Source organism: Sphingobacterium puteale (genome assembly GCF_003627955.1).
Lineage (GTDB): Bacteria > Bacteroidota > Bacteroidia > Sphingobacteriales > Sphingobacteriaceae > Sphingobacterium > Sphingobacterium puteale.
In genome coordinates this window covers 143,931-160,222 of record NZ_RBWS01000001.1, presented here as the reverse complement: position 1 = coordinate 160,222, position 16,292 = coordinate 143,931, and the positions used below count along the sequence as shown (strand labels likewise).

At 41.0% G+C, this 16,292-nt stretch carries 13 protein-coding genes and 4 tRNA genes; 10 read left to right on the top strand and 7 right to left on the bottom strand.

What is annotated here, in order from left to right; all coding sequences use genetic code 11:
- The first annotated feature begins 49 nt into the window (after positions 1-49).
- From D7322_RS00700 to D7322_RS00660, 9 genes are all read left to right on the top strand, one after another.
- Positions 50-122, top strand: a tRNA-Met gene (locus D7322_RS00700).
- Positions 123-178: 56 nt separating this feature from the next.
- Positions 179-251: transfer RNA gene (locus D7322_RS00695), tRNA-Met, on the top strand.
- 55 nt (positions 252-306) lie between these two features.
- Positions 307-379, top strand: a tRNA-Met gene (locus tag D7322_RS00690).
- Positions 380-436: 57 nt separating this feature from the next.
- A tRNA-Met gene (locus tag D7322_RS00685) sits at positions 437-509 on the top strand.
- Between the two features lie 299 nt (positions 510-808).
- Entirely contained in the window at positions 809-3,898 is a 3,090-nt protein-coding gene (locus D7322_RS00680) for a SusC/RagA family TonB-linked outer membrane protein (protein ID WP_121120565.1), read from the top strand.
- Between the two features lie 23 nt (positions 3,899-3,921).
- The gene (locus tag D7322_RS00675) at positions 3,922-5,667 is read left to right on the top strand and encodes a RagB/SusD family nutrient uptake outer membrane protein (RefSeq protein WP_121120564.1); all 1,746 of its coding nucleotides are present in this window, start codon (positions 3,922-3,924) and stop codon (positions 5,665-5,667) included.
- A 169-nt stretch (positions 5,668-5,836) separates the two neighbouring features.
- Positions 5,837-7,138, top strand: coding sequence for a ribosome biogenesis GTPase Der (gene der, locus D7322_RS00670; RefSeq protein WP_104384042.1), 1,302 nt, complete (start codon positions 5,837-5,839; stop codon positions 7,136-7,138).
- A gap of 21 nt (positions 7,139-7,159) precedes the next feature.
- Positions 7,160-8,626: a cysteine--tRNA ligase gene (cysS, locus tag D7322_RS00665; protein ID WP_121120563.1), complete on the top strand. Its 1,467-nt coding sequence runs from the start codon at positions 7,160-7,162 to the stop codon at positions 8,624-8,626.
- Positions 8,627-8,795: 169 nt separating this feature from the next.
- The gene (locus D7322_RS00660) at positions 8,796-9,680 is read left to right on the top strand and encodes a DUF4440 domain-containing protein (RefSeq protein WP_121120562.1); all 885 of its coding nucleotides are present in this window, start codon (positions 8,796-8,798) and stop codon (positions 9,678-9,680) included.
- Positions 9,681-9,760: 80 nt separating this feature from the next.
- Here the strand turns inward: D7322_RS00660 and D7322_RS00655 are convergent, their stop codons facing one another.
- Positions 9,761-11,110: a peptidylprolyl isomerase gene (locus D7322_RS00655; RefSeq protein ID WP_121120561.1), complete on the bottom strand. Its 1,350-nt coding sequence runs from the start codon at positions 11,108-11,110 to the stop codon at positions 9,761-9,763.
- A gap of 534 nt (positions 11,111-11,644) precedes the next feature.
- On the opposite strand from D7322_RS00655, the gene D7322_RS00650 reads away from it, so the two are divergent.
- Positions 11,645-12,736: a lactonase family protein gene (locus D7322_RS00650; RefSeq protein WP_121120560.1), complete on the top strand. Its 1,092-nt coding sequence runs from the start codon at positions 11,645-11,647 to the stop codon at positions 12,734-12,736.
- 139 nt (positions 12,737-12,875) lie between these two features.
- On the opposite strand, the gene mnhG is transcribed toward D7322_RS00650, so the two are convergent.
- From mnhG to D7322_RS00620, 6 genes are read right to left on the bottom strand one after another with little or no spacing between them, the layout of a single operon-like run.
- Positions 12,876-13,229, bottom strand: coding sequence for a monovalent cation/H(+) antiporter subunit G (gene mnhG / locus D7322_RS00645; protein ID WP_245971213.1), 354 nt, complete (start codon positions 13,227-13,229; stop codon positions 12,876-12,878).
- Entirely contained in the window at positions 13,219-13,494 is a 276-nt protein-coding gene (locus D7322_RS00640) for a monovalent cation/H+ antiporter complex subunit F (protein WP_121120558.1), read from the bottom strand. Before D7322_RS00640 ends, mnhG begins: the two co-directional genes overlap by 11 nt.
- Positions 13,491-13,967: a Na+/H+ antiporter subunit E gene (locus tag D7322_RS00635; protein WP_108634981.1), complete on the bottom strand. Its 477-nt coding sequence runs from the start codon at positions 13,965-13,967 to the stop codon at positions 13,491-13,493. Before D7322_RS00635 ends, D7322_RS00640 begins: the two co-directional genes overlap by 4 nt.
- Position 13,968: 1 nt before the next feature.
- Complete coding sequence (locus D7322_RS00630) at positions 13,969-15,477, bottom strand: proton-conducting transporter transmembrane domain-containing protein (protein WP_121120557.1); 1,509 nt, start codon at positions 15,475-15,477, stop codon at positions 13,969-13,971.
- Entirely contained in the window at positions 15,474-15,830 is a 357-nt protein-coding gene (locus D7322_RS00625; RefSeq protein ID WP_104383872.1) for a Na+/H+ antiporter subunit C, read from the bottom strand. Before D7322_RS00625 ends, D7322_RS00630 begins: the two co-directional genes overlap by 4 nt.
- Positions 15,830-16,249: a Na+/H+ antiporter subunit B gene (locus D7322_RS00620; protein ID WP_121120556.1), complete on the bottom strand. Its 420-nt coding sequence runs from the start codon at positions 16,247-16,249 to the stop codon at positions 15,830-15,832. The genes D7322_RS00625 and D7322_RS00620 overlap by 1 nt, the downstream gene beginning before the upstream one ends.
- Positions 16,250-16,292: the final 43 nt, after the last annotated feature.

Below are 16,292 nucleotides of genomic sequence, written 5' to 3'. Positions count from 1 at the left end.
ATAATCTTGTTTTTTCAAAAGAAAAAAGCAATTTTGTTCAAAAATATATTGCGGGGTGGAGCAGTTGGTAGCTCGTCGGGCTCATAACCCGAAGGTCACTAGTTCGAGTCTGGTCCCCGCTACTAAAGGAAAGATCCGGTTGCAATGACCGGTTCTTTTGAAGAAATTAAAAATACATTGCGGGGTGGAGCAGTTGGTAGCTCGTCGGGCTCATAACCCGAAGGTCACTAGTTCGAGTCTGGTCCCCGCTACTAAAGAGAGAGCCGGTTGCAATGACCGGTTCTTTTAAAGAAATTAAAAATACATTGCGGGGTGGAGCAGTTGGTAGCTCGTCGGGCTCATAACCCGAAGGTCACTAGTTCGAGTCTGGTCCCCGCTACTAAAAGAAAGAGCCGGTTTGCAATGACCGGTTCTTTTAAAGAAATCAAAAATACATTGCGGGGTGGAGCAGTTGGTAGCTCGTCGGGCTCATAACCCGAAGGTCACTAGTTCGAGTCTGGTCCCCGCTACTAAAGAGAAAGCTGAGGTGATAACCTCGGCTTTTTTCATTTATGCTTCGCTCATTTTAATATTCGACTATTATTTTACCCCCTCGGATTTGGAGTATACCTTATTCTTTCAAGATCTCAAATAAGAACGGAACATTTTTGTTGCAATAGGATGTTTATGCAATCGTTTGTTTAATTGGCGCAATCGATTTCGTGCTGTTGGAATTTTGATATGCCCCTATCTTCTTCTAGTTTTAGCATTCATGTACCTAAATTTTGATTAGCACGCTAATCAATTTTTAAACTAACTATTAGATATTATGATTTCAAAGATTCTCGACAATCACAAGTTGAGTCTGTTATCATTAGCTTTACTCATAACAAGTACACACAACCCAGCTAATGCTAATGGTCTTAAATTTCCAGACCGTAATGTTCTGTTGAACAGTGCTGTTTTTCAGCAAAAAGTAAGTGGAAAAGTACAGTCCGCGGATGGTCCCCTAGCGGGAGCAACCATTAGTGTTAAAGGTACCTCACGTTCTACTTCGGCTGGAGCTGATGGTCAATTTAGCATTGAGGCTAAAAATGGAGACGTTTTAGTGATCAATAGCGTCGGTTACAAGACACAGGAAGTGACCGTAATGGGTTCCGTGGTCAGTATCAGCATGGAGTCCAATAGCGAAGCATTGGAAGAGGTTGTTATTGTAGGGTACGGAACGCAACAAAAAAAGGAAAGCTTGACTGGGGCACTTCAGGCGGTCAAAGGCAACAAATTGCGTGACGTGACAACGCCATCCGTAGAAAACATGCTAAACGGCAAAGCTGCTGGTGTATATGTCGCACCAGGAGCGGGAAAACCGGGATCAAACGGTGGGGTTGTCATTCGTGGGCAGGCCACGATAAGCGGGACCACAAGTCCCTTGTGGGTAATTGACGGCGTAATTGTTGGAAGTAGCCCTGGCGATATCAATCCAGATGACATCGAATCGCTAACAATTCTAAAAGACGCAGCTTCAACTTCGATCTACGGGTCGCAAGGCGCAAACGGCGTAGTAGTAGTAACGACTAAAAATCCATCTGCATCAAAAACAAGTATTAGCTTTTCCACAAAAATGGGGATCAACCAACTGACCAATGGTAACATGGAAATGATGGATGGTGCAGAGCTTTACGATTACTTTGCATCATTTTCGAACCCTGAGAAAATTCAATTTACACGCTGGAACCCCGAATTACGCAACAGTAACTTCGATTGGTGGAAATTAGCGACGAAGACCGGATTTGTCCAAAATCATAATGTCTCTATTCAAGGAGGGACGGAAAAATTACAGTCCTATTTGTCATTAGGTTATTATAATGAGGCTGGTGCGGTAAAAGGTTACGACTATGATCGCTATAATTTTAGATTGCGTACGAATTATAAACCATTTGAATGGTTGACTATCAAGCCATCTATCGTTGGTTCCAAGCGTTCAGTTGAAGATCGTCAATATGATGTTGGTGCGATGTACTCCAATTTACCTTGGGACAGTCCGTACGACGCAAATGGTAATCTCGTGCCACACCGTAGTAGCTCATGGGTAAATGCGCAAAGTACCAACTATTTGTATGATCTGCAATGGAACAAGTCCGAAAATTCCAACTACGAGTTTATGGGTAATCTGGATTTTGATGTTAAGTTGACCGATTGGTTGACATTCTCCTCTGTCAATAACTATAGATACATCAGCTACTCGGCGACAGATTACACAGATCCTCGCTCAAATAGTGGCGAAGGTGTGATCGGGCGTATTTCAGAATATCGTAAAGAGTTTACACGCCGTTATACCAACCATATTTTACGTTTCAATAAAACTTGGGATAAGCATAGCTTAAATGGTCTTGTTGCTTATGAATATAATGATTATAAAGATAAATCATTAGATGCCGCTGGTACGGGTATTGTACCTGGATTTGAGGTGCCGGATGTAACGGCAAAACCAGAACGTTTTAAAGGGGGGATTACCGAATGGGCAGTTCAGTCTTTATTATCCAATGCGAATTATGCTTATGATAACAGATATTTGGCTCAAGTGTCCTTTCGTCGCGATGGCGCTTCCAATTTTGGGACAAATGCAAAATATGGAAATTTCTTCTCAATCAGTGGAGGGTGGAACATTAATAAAGAAAGCTGGTTTAACGCGCCATGGGTAGATAACCTGAAGTTAAGAGCTGCTTACGGTTCGGTGGGTAACCGTCCAAGTGATTTGTATCCGCAATATAAGCTTTACTCCGTGAAAATTACGTCAAGTTATGATGGAATCCCTGGAGCATTGATCGATCAACATGCCAACCCTGATCTGACCTGGGAGCGTACATATACAACAGGGGTCGGAGTTGATGCCGCGTTATTCCAAAATAGGGTTCGTCTGAATTTCGACTACTATAATAAGCGTACGGATAATATCTTGTATAATGTTCCGATCAGCAGCTTGACAGGTGTCAACCATGTATGGAAGAATATTGGTGAAATGCAAAACCGTGGAGTCGAATTGACCATCGGTGGTGATATTATTCGGAATAACGATTGGCATTGGAGCGTGGATCTGAATTTAAGCCATAATGTCAATAAGCTGACCGAATTATACACGACAAAGGACGCAAATGGTAATCCCGTATCTAAACCCATTATTGCTGGCGATGATTTGGGAATAGCTGGTTCAGCACAACGTTTGTTTGAACCTGGAAATCCAATTGATACCTATTATTTAAAGGAATGGGCAGGAGTAAATTCCGATAATGGTCTTCCGATGTGGTACAAATATGGAACGGATGCAGATGGAAACGAGACAAGAACGACTACTTCAAATTATTCAGAGGCGACTTTCCGTAAGGCCGGAAAAGGGAATCCTGATCTTTTTGGTGGGTTTAACACGTTCTTGAGCTACAAACAGTTTGATTTAAATGCAGTGTTTGGTTTTTCGCTGGGTGGTAAAATCTATAATTATTCACGCCAGGAGTTTGATTCGGATGGTACATATACCGACCGTAATCAAATGAAACTTCAGGACGGGTGGACACGCTGGGAAAAACCTGGGGACGTCGCTACTCACCCAATAGCAAGATACGACAACCAGGATAAAGGCAACTCACCTTCCACGCGCTTTTTGGAAAGTAATAATTTTTTAAAGATGAGATCTTTGACAGTAGGGTATAACTTTGACCTAAAGAAATATAATGTTAAAAACTTGCGTGTTTTCTTAGCCGGCGAGAATTTATTTACGATTACAAATTATTCAGGAGTTGATCCAGAAATTCCATTAACTGAACCGGATGGAAAAGGTGCCGGTGGTAAGATCGTCAGATCGACAGGAGTTTCGGTGTACCCAATGGTTCGCAAGTTTATGTTTGGCGCGAGCGTAACATTTTAATTTTAACGTTTAGAAAAAGAACAATGAAAAAGATATTAATGGGATTAATGGTCGCTACAGCGGTATCCTCATGTGATATAGACCGGTTACCAAAAAATTCAATGGACGGCGACATGATTGTCAATAATCCAGATGCAATGGTCACTGGGACTTATGCTCAATTAAAACAATGGTCGGATCCAATGCACCGTTTAGGCGAATACGCCGGAGATAACATGATGATCCGTGGGTCATCTACAGATGCTTTTTATGAATTTATCTCCTACGCAAGAACACCGAATAACTACCGTTTGCAAAATTTTTGGGACTATGGCTACAAAGCAATCGCACAGTCTTCCAATATTATTAAGCTTTACGCAGAGGGAGAAAGCGCGGAGATGGATAATAAATTAGGCGAATGTTATTACATCCGCGGAATGATGTATTTTTACCTTTGCCGCGCATTTGGGAAACCGTATTACCAAAGTCCAGAGACAAACCTTGGTGTTCCCATTGTAAACGGTACACCTGATGATGTGATCAATGATTTGAATTTTCCTGACCGCTCTACGGTGAAAGATACTTATGCGCAGGCCATCAGTGACTTAAAAAAAGCCGAAGCCTTGATTACGGTCAATAAAGGACATTCCTATGCATCGAAAGAAGCTGCTCAGGCAATGCTCTCCCGTATATACTTGTATATGAGTGGTACTTATAAAAATCCGAATGCTGAATATGCGCGTTTGTCGGTAGAATACGCGGATAAAGTGATCAACTCCGGTAAGTACAGTTTATTGGGGCGTGCTCAATTCATGAAGTACAATACATTCAAACCTGAAGATAATGCGGAAACTATTTTTGCGGTGAAACGTGTTGCTACCGAGTTTTCTGGCGATGATCATTACTATGGTATTGGTGGTATGTACTCCAATATCGGGGGTATGGGCTGGGGAGAAATGTATGCTAGTGCAAAATACATTGATCTATTAAATGAGACTGGCCGTAATGACTGGAGACCTGATCGTTATTCCATTGTTGACGCACGTGCCGCCTTTATTGAGCCTACTTATTCCAAAGATGACAAGGGTAAATATTCAACTGTATTTAGATTTGTTAAGCAAGATGTACCAAAGAAAGCTGGAGACCCATTGACGACGAGTTATATGCAGCTTCCTGTGACAATCAATGGCGGTACCGTGACCGTCCGTGAGGTGAAAAAGGTCGATGATAAGGACGTTGTTAAAGACTATACGCTAAAAGCTGTCAATGCGGCACAACAGACCTATTCTATTGCCTATGAGGATGGAAAAACATATGAAGGTGTGATTGACTACTATATTTCGCTGAATCGTGCCTATCCACAATTTTATATCGTAAAGTGTTCACGTGAAGGTGAAGAGTCGCAATTGCATTCACCAGTAATTAGCCGTCTAGGTGAAATTTATTTGAATCGTGCCGAAGCGCAGGCAAAATTAGGCAACTATGGTGCTGCCCTGAATGATCTGAACACCATCAGAAATCGTTCTATTGTCAATGGCGGGTATACATCACTTGATGCAAATAATGCAAGTAAATTAATTGATAAGGAGCGGCAATTGGAGTTGGCATTCCAAGCTGAACGTAGTTATGATGTTTTCCGTAATGGTGAACCGCTAAACAGAACGTATCCAGGGCCGCAAAAGCAGTTTGAAGATATTGCCCCAACTGATTTTAGGGTAACATATTTCATTCCTCAGGATGCCATCAACTCTTATCCGGGGAAATTAACGCAGAATCCAACGTCTAACTAGACGAATATTCATAATTTAAACCCTATAAATGGCTTTACTTCACGGTAAAGCCATTTTTGTTTTTGTGTCTCCATAATCCCTTTTGAATCCGTATCTTTGTACCCTTAACGTGTAATTTAGCATAAAAGTGCCGTCTGCTGTGATAGTAGGTGGATCAAATAAAATAAATATGGCAAATATTGTTGCAATTGTTGGTCGCCCAAATGTAGGTAAATCTACCTTATTCAATCGTCTTACCGAAAGTAGAAAAGCGATTGTTGATGACTTTAGCGGGGTGACGCGCGACCGTCATTATGAGACGGCGGAGTGGATCGGAAAGAAATTTACAGTAATTGATACAGGTGGTTTTGTACATGGTTCGGATGATGTCTTTGAAGAGGCAATCCGTGATCAGGTATACATCGCTATTGAGGAAGCGTCAGTCGTTATATTCATGGTAGATGTTACTACTGGTATTACTGACCTGGATGATGAAATCGCTGATATCCTCAGAAGAAGCTCTAAACCCGTATATGTGGTAGCCAACAAAGTTGACCATGCTAAATTGCATCATGAATCTGCCGAATTTTATGCTTTCGGTTTAGGAGAAGTATTCAATATTTCATCTGCAACAGGTTCTGGTACCGGAGAGCTATTAGATGCTGTCGTATCGCACTTTGAAGAAGAGCAGGAAGAAGATGAAGCTTTACCTAAATATACAATTGTAGGTCGTCCAAATGTGGGCAAATCCTCATTGACAAATGCATTGATCGGTAAAGACCGTAATATCGTAACGCCTATGGCGGGCACAACACGGGATTCTATCCGGATTCATTACAATCAATATGGACATAATTTCCTTTTGATCGATACTGCCGGTCTTCGCCGTAAATCAAAAGTAAACGAAGATATCGAATTCTATTCGGTAATGCGTACCATCAAAGCATTGGAGGATTCTGATGTGACTATTTTGATGTTGGATGCTCAGGATGGCTTGGAAGCGCAAGATGTGAATATCTTTAACTTGGCGGAGAAAAATCGTAAAGGTATCGTAATCGTCGTCAATAAATGGGATTTGATCGAGAAGGACAACAAGACGATGAAAGCCTTCGAAGATCGGATCAGAGAAAAAATAGCACCATTCACGGATGTGCCAATTATCTTTACTTCGGTAACGGAAAAACAACGTGTCCTAAAAGTACTGGAAGTGGCTGACAAGGTTTACGCGAACAAAACAAAAAAGATTCCGACTTCGAAGTTGAACGAAGTGATGCTGGATATTATCGAGAGCTATCCACCTCCATCCTTAAAGGGAAAATATATCAAAATTAAATATGTGACACAATTGCCAGGAAGAACACCGATGTTTGCCTTCTTCTGTAATTTGCCACAATATATCAAAGATCCATATAAACGCTTTATTGAGAATAAATTGCGTGAGCACTTTGACTTTACAGGTGTGCCTATTCAAATATATTTCAGACAAAAATAGATTTCCAAGCAGAGAACAAACATGGACCACAATCTCTTTTTATACAATACGCTTTCGCGAACAAAGGAAAAATTCGAACCGATCCACGCCAACCTTGTTGGGATGTATGTTTGTGGACCTACCGTTTACAGCGATGTACATTTAGGTAACTGTCGAACGTTCATTTCTTTTGATCTGATTTTTAGGTATCTACGTCATTTGGGGTATAAAGTACGTTATGTACGCAATATTACAGATGCAGGGCATTTGGAGGGCGATCGTGATGAAGGAGATGATAAGTTTGCAAAAAAGGCTAAGCTGGAACAGCTGGAACCAATGGAAATCGTGCAGAAGTATACCATTGGTTTTCATGATGTTTTGCGTCTTTTCAATACCTTGCCGCCGAGCATTGAACCAACTGCAACAGGTCATATTTCTGAACAGATCGAAATGATCGAACAGATCATTGACAATGGTTATGCTTATGAAACAAATGGTACAGTCTATTTTGATGTTGAAAAATACGTACAGCAGTATGATTATACCGTATTGACCAATCGCAAATTGGAAGACATGCTGAACAATACGCGGGAGTTGAGTGGGCAGGATGAAAAAAAAGGGCGTTTGGATTTTGCGCTGTGGATCAAAGCAAAACCCGAAACGATTATGCGCTGGCCGGCACCTTGGAGCGTTGGATTTCCGGGATGGCATATTGAATGTTCGGCAATGAGCAGAAAGTATTTAGGTGACCAGTTTGATATACACGGCGGTGGAATGGATCTGGCGGCTACACATCATACGAACGAAATCGCACAATCTGAAGCCTGTAATCATACTGCACCTGCTAAATATTGGATGCATACAAATATGCTGACGGTTAATGGTGCAAGAATGTCCAAATCCGCGGGTAATGGATTTTTACCGGGGGAGCTGTTCACCGGCAACCACCCCTTGTTAAATAGGGGTTATTCGCCAATGGCTGTTCGCTTCTTCATGCTACAGGCGCATTATCGAAGTACATTGGATTTTTCCAATGAAGCACTGGATGCTGCTGATAAGGGGTATAAGCGCTTGATGAGCGCCATGGGATTGCTGGATAAACTCAAGGTTTCAAATGGAGCTGACTCGTTCAATCTGGCAGAAATTCGTCATAAATGTTATGCCGCAATGGATGACGATTTCAATAGTCCGGTGCTGATCGCTGAATTATTTGAGATCGTGCGGGTCATAAACTCCATTTATGACGGTAAAGCAAAAGTCTCTGAAGAAGGATTGGAAAAGCTAAAAATTTTCATGAAAGAGTTTGTCGAAGATATTCTTGGACTGCGAAATGATCAAGCTTCGGGGACAGATGATATTGACGATGTCATAAGCCTAGTGATCAAATTACGTAATGAGGCAAAAGCAAATAAGGATTTTGTCACTTCGGATCGCATACGTGATGAGCTCAATGCAATTGGTATCCAACTGAAAGATAGTAAAGAAGGAACACTTTGGAATAAGATTTGATAGATAAAAAATCGAATCAAAAAAAGAGGAAAAAAATGGAATATTCATCGTTGGAAAGTTTAGATACGTTTAAAACCAGAGAATATTTCCTGTCGCCTTTAAAAGAAAACCGAGTGTAACGAGTTCATCCAATACAAAAAAATGAACTCTGATAAATAATCATTTGCATATGAATTTTTGGAACAGGTTATCCATTGTTGCATTGGTGAGTACAATGGGTACAACATTGTACGCACAAATACCCGAAAAAGTAGGGAGCTTACTACAGGCTGATAAAGATGCCGCAGCATTGGCGAAAGCCTCAACTCCCCATCAGGCATTTTTATCTATTATTGACAAAGAATCCACATTTTATGTTCCTTCGGCGGTAAATGCATACAATTACCTCAATAATAGGCCCAATATTCCAGATGTATTAGACTGGCAGCCTACTTTTGCGCTTGTTGCTAAAAGCCTGGAGTTTGGGGTGACATCTGGTGCCATGGATTTTCAGAAAGTGGGCGCCCGATTGCGCCACGGGGAATACCTGACAGTATGGAAACGCAACAAGAAAGGAAAATGGTTAGTTGATATCCGTGCCGAAGTGGAGAATAATGGTAAGGATGGTGACTTTGATCTGGAATTTATTGAACCGACGGATTCATGGTACCTCAAGCATCGGTCCAAGGTGCGTTTAAACCAGCGTGAAGATATTGTTCTGGAAACCGATAAGTTGATGTCCACTGTCCTTAAAGCGGACAATCCTACGGCTTACAAAGAATTTTTGAGTGAAGATGTACGGTTTCTGTTTCCCTGGACGAGTCCGATGGAAGGAAAGGATAAAATGATGGCCTACCTGAAGAAACAACGAATGACGATCGAAACGGTTCCGGAAGAAGTAAAACGTTCTTATAGCGGAGATTTTGCCTATACAAAAGGAACTGCAACTGTACGACAAAAAGATAAGGTCGTTAAGTATAATTATATCCGGATATGGCAACTGAGTGAACTGGCAAAAGATGATGTAAAGAAGGCAAACTGGAATATCCTGATCGAGATGATGTTTGAGAAATAGACTGGAGCTATTCTAGAAAATAAAATAAAAAAGACTTGAATGCATCAAGTCTTTTTTATTTTGGAGTAGGGAGAAATTCTTTATTTTTTTCTCCATTTTTCTAGTTCTTCACAAGCGCCAAAGTCATCACTGATATCTATGAAAGTATTCTTCGCTTTATCGTCAAACCATTTGCTCAGATTACGACGTACTTTATCTTCTTTTGCTGCATCCTTGATCTTGGTGAAATCCTGATCTAAGTTTGCTTTATGCGGCGGGATACGGGTTTTAAGATAGTTAAAACGGTAACCTATCTCTCCGGTTTTATCGGTGAATTGTTCCGGTTTTGAATATTCCCCCGGTTTTAGTGGGTCAATGGCTGTAAATACGGACTTCTCTAATCCATCCATCGGAATTAACGTTGTACGGCTGGATCCTTGTGGATTTAAGACCATACCACCATTAAATTTGCTTTCTTCAGCGTCAGAATTGTTGGTAGCAGCGTGGTAAAAATCTAATTTCTTGTCGACAACCAATTTATAGATGCTGTCCAATTTGTTTTTGGTCCGTTCCAAAGCAGCTGCACCGGGATTCATTTTCATCAGAATATGGCGGGTATGCACCTCTTCACCCCGTCTTTCCAGTACCTGAATGATGTGAAAGCCATATTTTGACTCAACAATAGGTGATATCTCTCCCGGCTTTAATTTAAAAGCCATTGCCGAGAACTCTTTTACATAATTGTCACGGGTACCAAAGCCAAGGTCACCACCGTATGGCGCCGAACCCGGATCTTGTGAATAAAGGCGAGCCATGGTTCCGAAATCTGAGCCATCGACAATCTGCTTGCGGATACCCTCGATCTTCTCACGTTGCTCTTTTTTCTCTTCGTCGGTCAATTGAGGCAGCATAACAATTTCGCCGATCTCAACTTCCGTATTGAAATAAGGAAGGCTATCTTGATCCAATCCTTCAAAATAACGTTTTACTTCAAGTGGCGTTACGTCCACTTTTTGAACGATATTTTGTTGCATCTTATTCGCTTTCAACTGCTCGAAAACACTTGCGCGCATTTCCTCTTTGTATTGCAGCAAAGAACGGTTCAGGAATTTTTCCAGCCGTTCTTGACCACCAGCCTGTTGCGACATGTGGCGCAAGCGAGAATTTAAGTTGTCATCCACTTCTGTTTCTGTCACATCGATGGAGTCAATTACTGCCTGTTGGGAAAGGAGCTTCTGAATGATCAATTGCTCAAGAACTCCACATTTAAACTTCTCATTTGGTTTATTCCCTTGGGCAAGCCATTGTGAATATTGCATATCCAAATCAGATTGTAGGATAATTCCCGAACCAACAGTGGCCACTACACGGTCAATAATTTGATTTTGTGCAAAGCTGGCCTGAATTGATACAAACAGCAACAAAAACAATATATATATGTTTTTTTTCATCTTTTTAAATTATTTATAAGTGTCGATCTCATCGGTATAAATGAACTCGTTTCACTCGGTTTTTTTTCATTTGTGATGAAGCTGTCAGATCTATTCTTGAATAAATCATGATGGTTTCATCTAAATAATATATTTCTAAATGCTGATGAAACAGTCGCGAACAGTTTGTAAATCCTGTACAGGTCATACAGATCCGTGTCACGATGAAATCATCTAGATCACTAATAATCTCCCGATTCTGTCGTTCAATAGATACTATTTTGAACAACAGCACAAAATTATCAGATTATATGAATTATTCGTATTTTTATTTAACAATATTTTTATAATCCCAATATTTCAAATGGAGATTTTCGACTTGTTAAAATTGATTCGCTAAAAATACGGATTTGCCTCTTAGAAAGGGCGGTTTTAACCTAATTTAACAAGTTTATCGGCGCTAATGATAAGGTCGAAAAGTATCTTGATTTTTTGCCTCATAGTGCGAACAAAGGCGAAATTTTGGTATTTTATTTTTTAATAGATTGTATACATATGAAAAAAGCTTTTATTTATCTGATGACACTTTTACCGATGGCAAGTTTTGCACAACAGATTCCAATGTTTGTTGGAACCTATACGAACAAAACAGAAAGCAAAGGTATCTATATCTATAATTTCGATACAAAGACCGGTGAGGCCGCACTAGTCAGTACACAGGAAAGTAAGGATCCGTCCTTTCTGGCACGGAATAATAATTTTATCTACGCAGTCAACGAACTTCCAAACCAGGAGGGTACAGTTTCCGCCTATTCATTTAAGGATGGACAATTAACTTTCTTAAATTCACTCCCTACAGGCGGAGAATCACCTTGTTTTGTTGAAGTTCATCCGAAAGGGAATCTGCTCGCTGTTGCAAACTACACTGGTGGATCGGCTGCTCTATTTGATCTCGAGTCAAATGGTGTCTTAAGTAAAAGAAGCCGGCTGGTGCAACATGAAGGCAAAGGCGTTGATCCCGTCCGCCAGGAAAAGCCACACGTCCATTCTGCTTTTTTTTCAAGCAAAGGCGACCGCTTATATGTGCAGGATCTGGGATTGGATCAAATCTCGGTGTTTCCGGTTAACAAGAGTGGAGATGCTTTTAGCCTAGCCGAAGCATCCGAAGATTTCTTTACCCCGGCAGGTGGAGGACCCCGTCATATTGTTTTCGATAAAAAGGAAAAATTCCTTTATGCAATATTGGAAATGACCGGACAAATTGCCTCTTTTAAGAAAGAGGGCAATGATTGGATGTATCAGAGTACCTACGAAATCAACCCCGAGGGATTCAAGGGTCAGAATGGTGGCGCAGATATTAAGATTTCTGCAGACGGAAAATTTATATATGCGACCAACCGCGGTGATGCAAATACGATAGCGATCTTTTCGGTGGAAAAAGACGGAGGATTGAAAAAACTGTCCAATACTTCAGTAAAAGGAAAAGGGCCGCGGAATTTTAATCTTTCTCCCGATGGAAAATACCTGCTGGTGGCTAATCAGTATACCAATAATATTGTTTTGTTCAGTCGTGATCCCAAGACCGGATTATTGACTGACACGGGTAAGGAAATTAAAGTTCCGGCTCCGGTCTGCATTATTTTTTAGTTCCTCTAGCGGAAGTCAGGGGGGCATGATCTATTGAAATCGAACCGACACAGATAAGGGGTCAAAATTTTGACCCCTTATCTGTGTCGAAGGTATTTTGTTGATGGTGCCGTTTAACCAAATATTGAAACAGCAAAGTTTAAAAATTTTCTTTTCTGCAATCCAGCTGCCCTTCTTTTTCCAGATCGTTTAAGGTTGTTCCTTTCCAGGTTTTTACACGCTGTATATAGGCAGCCCGTCCGATCATATGAGCGGCAACTGGTGCGGTCAAAATGAGAAAGAAACCAATTGCTATCGCTTTGGTCGTTACGGACACATCCGGGAATGTCATTGCGGCACAGATCAATAAAAGACCAACGCCTAAGGTCGCTGCTTTTACGGTCACAGAAAGCCGTAAATAGAAATCCGGCATTCTTAATATGCCAATTGAAGCGAACAATATGGCCAGTGCGCCGATCGTGCTTAAAATTGCTAACGTAATATCAGTCATCATTGCTTTGTTTTTCTAAATAAAATGAAAAGGCTATAGTTCCTAAAAATGCGATCAGGGCCAAGATCATGGCAATATCTAAAAATACTTCCTGCGAAGTCCGTATACTATAGACTGTAATAATTCCAATTCCAATTGTGATAATGAGATCCAGCGCAATGACCCTGTCAAAGATCTGCGGGCCTTTGTACAGGCGGATAAACGCAAGTATAACCGATATCGTTAATATCGGCAGGATAACATAATCGAAGTAAGTAGTTAAAGTCATCGTAAGAGTTCTAAAAGTCGGCGTTCAACATTGTTTTTAAGTGTGGAGACAAATTGCTCCTTGCTCTTCATGTACATCACATGTATAAAAAGCGTTTTCTTATCTTCGCTTACATCCAGAATAAGTGTGCCCGGTGTGAGTGATATAAACGTTGAAAGCAAATTGATCTCCAGATCAGTTTTGGCATCCATAGGATACTTGACGATGGCCGGTTTAATAAAAAACTTTGGTGTAATGACATCGTAAGCAACCTGAACATTGGCGACGATCATCTCCCAGAGGAAAAAAAGAATAAAACTGACTGTTTTTGGAACACGATAGAAATAACGTTGATCCGCCTCATTCTTATTCATGATCCAAAGAATGGCAAAGCCAAGTAAAAAACCGAACAGGAAATTTGAATAATACATTGATCCTGTCAGTGCCACCCAAATAAAGGAGAGCATGAGGTTCATTAAAAACTGCTTTATCATATTAATTCTGTCCTCCCAATACAGCATTTATATAAGGTGAAGTATCCAATAGTTGCGTAGCGATCCGATCTGCAAGGTGTATAATAGCCTCTGCGTTAAATCCGATATAAAGCGATGCAGATGCCAATATAATCACAGGCAAGAGCAGCATTGTTTTTCTGTAGCCGATCATTTTGGCAAATTTGTCTTCGATGATTTCTGGCTGCGGGGCATCCTTCCAAAAGACCTGAGCCCACATTTTGGCAATGACATAGAGCGTAATAAAACTTCCGATGATCAGTGCTCCGGCAAACGCATATTTCTCCAATTGAAAGGCATCTTTAAAAAGATAGATTTTGGGCCAGAATCCGGATAAAGGGGGGATACCTACCAAGGAGAAGAGGACAATAGCGAAAAGTAAGGAAATCTTTGGGTATTGTGCATAAAGACCACCCAATTTATTCATATCCATGGTACCCCGGAGCTGCCGAATGACGCCTGCCATTAAGAACAAGTTCGTTTTTACCATGATATCGTGAATAAGATAAAAAATAGCACCCAATAGCGCCCATTTGCTGTATAAACCTAAACCGCCAATCATAAAACCAATATGGCAAACAATCAGGTAGGAGAATAACCTTCGGATATTTGTCTTAATCAAAGCACCAAAAGCGCCGGTTAAAACCGTGAGTACAGCCAATATGACCAACAATTCTTTGGTGAAATGGTTTGGGATAAACAATAAAGAAAATACCCTGAATAAGGCATAGATTCCCACTTTGGTCAATAATCCGCCGAAGGTCGCGGCGACGGCTGAGGGCGGTGTATGATAGGAAGAGGGAAGCCAAAAATAAAGCGGAAAGACAGCAGATTTGATACCAAAACCAATCAGGAAAAAAGTAGCCGTAATTTCGACGAGTGCCTGATTTTGTATCTTGGGTATACGCATGGCCAAGTCAGCCATATTGAGCGAGCCCGAGATCCCGTATAAGATCCCGATACCTGTCAAGAAGAATGTAGAAGCCAATATATTCATGGCCATATATTTTACTGCACCTTCCAATTGTGATTTACGCCCACCCAGTGTCATCAGCACAAATGAAGAGATGATAATAACCTCAAACCAGACGTATAGATTAAAAATATCTCCAGTCAAAAATGCTCCATTTAAGCCCATCATCAGGAAATGAAAAATAGGAAAATAGCCATATAAAATACGTTGTCTTCCGACACCCACACAGGAAAAAATGGAAACGGCAAGTCCTGCAATTGAGGTGAGGAGAACAAGTGTGCTACTGAATAGATCCGCAACAAAGACGATTCCAAATGGAGCCTTCCAATTAGCCGCATTCATGGTCAGGATTTCGCCGTCATAGACCTTGAAAAAAAGCTTAAATGCAAGAATAAGTGCTAAAATACTTCCACCTACGCTCAAAAAACGCTGCGCAGTCGATTTCCGCCAGAACATCAGTTGTACAATGGCAATAAAAAGGTGCACGATCACCGTGGCAATAATCTGGTTGTCTATCATATATCTTCTTCCTCAGGCGTGTTCAAATCATCCAAATCATCCGTGCCCAGCAATGCGTAAACACGTTTAAGCAGTACAATAGCAAACGAAGTCAAGCCAAAACTGATCACGATTGCAGTTAAAATAAGCGCTTGCGGAATAGGATCCGCATAGATGTCCGTAAATACTTTTAAATCAGGATCAATAATGGGCGGCTTACCTTTGATAATATTACCCAACAAAAAGATCAAAATATTGGTACCATTGCCCAATAACATGATCCCCAAAAGTAGTTTTACCATGCTGCGTCGCAAGATGAGGTATATTCCAGCGGCATATAGAATACCGATCAATAAAACGAGAATCAGTTCCATTATTCCTCCTCCTTATTTAAAGCGATCGTGAATAAAATAGTCAATACGACCCCAATGACCACAAAGTATACTCCGAGATCAAAAAACAGAGCAGTGCCGATCATACCGATGACGGGGATCTTCTCCTCCAGCCAGAGTCCGGTCATGACCGGATAGCCAAAAAAGGTAGGGAGAAACATGCTTACCGCAGCAACACCCAGGCCGATGGGAATTAATGACAGGGGCTTATATTGAATGAGTTTCATGGTGTTCTGAGTACCAAAGGCAAAACTATGCAGTACAAAAGCAATGGATGCGACCAGGCCACCTACAAATCCCCCGCCGGGATAGTAATGCCCCCTAAGCAGGAGGAATACCGAAAATAATAAAAGTATCGGTAAGAGATACCGCGTCGCGGTTTGTAATATCGTGCTATTCATTTTATAGTATTGAGTAGTTAGATAGGAGTATTGAGATTTTAAT